This is a genomic window from Halorubrum tibetense, assembly GCF_042661865.1.
Taxonomy (GTDB): domain Archaea; phylum Halobacteriota; class Halobacteria; order Halobacteriales; family Haloferacaceae; genus Halorubrum; species Halorubrum tibetense.
This window is the reverse complement of record NZ_JBHSWW010000288.1, coordinates 1-3,046: the sequence shown is the minus strand read 5'-3', so window position 1 is coordinate 3,046 and position 3,046 is coordinate 1. Positions and strand designations below refer to the sequence as shown.

The 3,046-nt window shown below is 69.7% G+C and carries 1 protein-coding gene and 2 pseudogenes; 2 read left to right on the top strand and 1 reads right to left on the bottom strand.

The window, feature by feature from the left end:
- Together ACFQEU_RS13830 and ACFQEU_RS13825 are read left to right on the top strand one after the other, a co-directional pair.
- A pseudogene (locus ACFQEU_RS13830) lies at window positions 1-1,291 on the top strand (hypothetical protein); the annotation flags it as partial.
- Window positions 1,292-1,384: 93 nt separating this feature from the next.
- On the top strand, window positions 1,385-2,785 hold the full coding sequence (locus ACFQEU_RS13825) for a sugar transferase (RefSeq protein WP_379783096.1): 1,401 nt from the start codon (window positions 1,385-1,387) through the stop codon (window positions 2,783-2,785).
- Between the two features lie 5 nt (window positions 2,786-2,790).
- On the opposite strand, the pseudogene ACFQEU_RS13820 reads toward ACFQEU_RS13825, so the two are convergent.
- Window positions 2,791-3,046, bottom strand: a pseudogene (locus ACFQEU_RS13820) (hypothetical protein); the annotation flags it as partial.

The following is a 3,046-nucleotide window of genomic DNA, read 5'->3' as shown; positions in this document are numbered from 1 at the left end:
ACTCGTCGCCGTCGGCGTCGTCTGTGTCGCCGGCGCGGCGGCGGTACTCGGGCGGTTCGACGCCCATCCGGGGATCCACCTCGGCCTCTCGGCGGCGAGTGTCGTCCCGCTGTGGCTCGGGTTCAGGCGGGTCCGTCCGGACGAGGCGGCACGGCTGACGGAACGGGCGCTGGACTCGCTGTTGGGTCGGGAGGGGATCGCCGAGACCCGGGCGCTGTTCGCCAGCGACTTCGGCGTGTTCCTCGGGCCCATCGACCACTTCGGTTGGTTCCTGTTCGTGGCGTTGCCCGTGCTCGGTTGGGCCGGCTGGCAGTGCGTGGTCCGTCACGAGCCTCGCTGGCTGGTCGTCGTCGGCTACGCGAGCGCGCTGATCGGGTTCGCGCTGGTACAGATCCGCTTCGCGGGCGAGGCGACGGGGGTCGTCGCGGTGTGTGCGGGCGTCGGGCTCGTCTACCTGCTCTCGGTCATCGACGTCGCCGAACGGCCCGAGCCGTTCGGCCCCCGGCCGGACCGGGTCCACGTCACCCTCCGTCCCCCGGGGCTGACGGGGCGACAGGTCGGGTACGCGCTCGGCGTCGTGGGGCTCGTCGCGAGCCTGAGCCTGGTCATGGTGCCCGCGGTGATGGACACGGTGGCCGCCACCGACGACGAGGCGGGGGCGATCGAGTGGATCGACGCCGACGCCGCCGAGCGTGAGGGCCCCGACTTCGTGTTGAGCGAGTGGGGGCGCAACCGGATGTTCAACTACGCGGTTCGCGGCGACGGGGACGGGTACGGCTACGCGTTCAGCAACTACGAGCCGTTCGTGAGCGACGCCGATCCCGACGCGCACGCCGACGGCTTCGCGGGCACGGTCGGCTACGTCGCGATCCACGAGATCGACGGGTCGACGCCGGGGACGAGCGTCTACGACCAGCTGTTCGAGGCGCACGGGAGCGCGACGGACGCGGCGAACGGGTCGGGGCGGTTCCAGCTCGGCTTCGACGCCGACGGCGACGTGGTGAAGGTGTTCCGGCCGGTCGAGGGCGCGGCGGTGACCGGCGAGGCCGAGCCCGGCGAGACGGTGACGGTGACGACTGACGTGGAGACGGCGGGGGAGACGTTCACGTACGAGCGGCGGACGACCGCCGACGCGGACGGGACGTTCGACGTTCGGGTGGCGTACCCCGGCGAGTACACGGCGGCGAGCGGGGACGTATCCGACGGCGACGCCCGCGACGACGGCGACGGGACGGTGACGGTCACCCCCGATGCGGTCGAGGAGGGAGAAGCCGTCGCGGTGGACGTGTAGACACCCACGAGACGGCTCGTTTCAGTGGACAGAAACGTTCTGCCGACCGGTCACTTCACAGTCCTTTTATATGATCGCGAGGTATCGAAAGTGATGCTTTCCGGCTGGCGGTACCGACTGATCAGCGTCCTCGGTGTCGCGCTCCTCGCCACGGGGACGGTGATGGCTGCCAACCATCCGGTCCCGCAAGCCGTGTTCACGACGTACGTCCCCGTGTTCAACCGCCTCGATCCGACCGTCCTGAGCGGGGAGCGATTGGCGCTCGTCACGCTCCTCACGGCGGGTGCGGTCGTCGGCGCGCTGTTCCCCCTTTATAAACCTCGTCCTCGTCGACTGTTGGACGTCGTCCTCCTGGCACAGAAACGGGTGTTGGTCGGGGGCCTCGCGATCGCCGCGGTCGGGTTTTATAAATGGTCCTGGCGGGTGCCGCGAGCGACGCTCACCATGACGGTCGCGGTCCTGTTCGTCGTCGTCCCGATGTGGCTCGTGTGGATCCGGCGGCAGCCCGCTACCGACCCGTCGCGGGCGATCATCGTCGGCGACGATTACGAGCAGATCCGTCGGCTCGCCGCCGAGACGGAGTTCGAGTACCTCGGCTACCTCGCCCCTTCGACGGTCGAACCCGAAGCCGAACCGCCGGCCGAGCGAGTCGCGGTCGTGGCCGACGGCGGCGACCCGGGGATCACGCGGCTGGGCGGGCTCTCGCGGATCGAGGACGCGCTCGTCCACTACGAGGTCGAAACCGCGGTGTTGGCGTTCTCGGAGCCCGATCGCGCGGAGTTCTTCGGGGCGCTCGACGCCTGCCACGAGCACGGTGTCGCCGCGAAGGTCCACCGTGAGTTCGCCGACACCGTGTTGACCGCGGGCGACGACGCCGGCCCGCTCGTCGACGTCGACGTCGAGCCGTGGGACATTCAGGATCACATGCTCAAACGCGGGTTCGACGTGGCGTTCGCCGTCGTCGGACTGGTGTGTCTGGCCCCGCTCGCGGCGCTTATCGCCGTCGCGATCAAGCTCGACAGCCCCGGCCCGGTGCTGTACTATCAGGAGCGCACCGCGGGGCTCGGCGAGACGATCACGGTCGCGAAGTTCCGGTCGATGGTGCCCGAGGGCGTGTCGGCGACGCCGTCGACGGACGACGAGAACGATCGGATCACCCGAGTCGGTCGCGTGCTGCGGCGGACCCATCTCGACGAGCTACCGCAGCTGTGGACGATCCTGAAAGGGGATATGAGCGTCGTCGGGCCGCGGGCGGCATGGGTCAAAGAGGAGACGCTGTTGGAGGCGGAGACGCGCTCCTGGCGGAAGCGTTGGTTCGTGAAACCCGGGCTCACCGGGCTCGCACAGGTGAACGGTGTCAAGAGCACGGAGCCGGAGGAGAAGCTCCGCTACGACATCGCGTACATCCGCCAGCAGTCGTTCTGGTTCGACGTGAAGATCGTGATCCGGCAGATCGCGGCCGTCGTCCGTGACGTGGTCGGGTTCCTCCGATAGCCGCGTCAGGTCCTCTCCCTGCGGTACCGATCGACGCGGGCCGCGAGCACCGACCGTATCGCAGTCTCGTCCGGGGCGTTCGGTTCCCCCGATCCGTCCACAGTGTCGGCGTCCGCCACGAGCGACGTCTCCCGGGCAAGCCGTTCGAGGAGGCGGTCGACGATCGCCTCGACCGGCGGGAGCGTGTCGTCGGCGGCGTCGCCACGGGCGGTGTCGGCATCGAGCGTGCCGTCGCGGGCGGTGTCGGCATCGAGCGTGCCG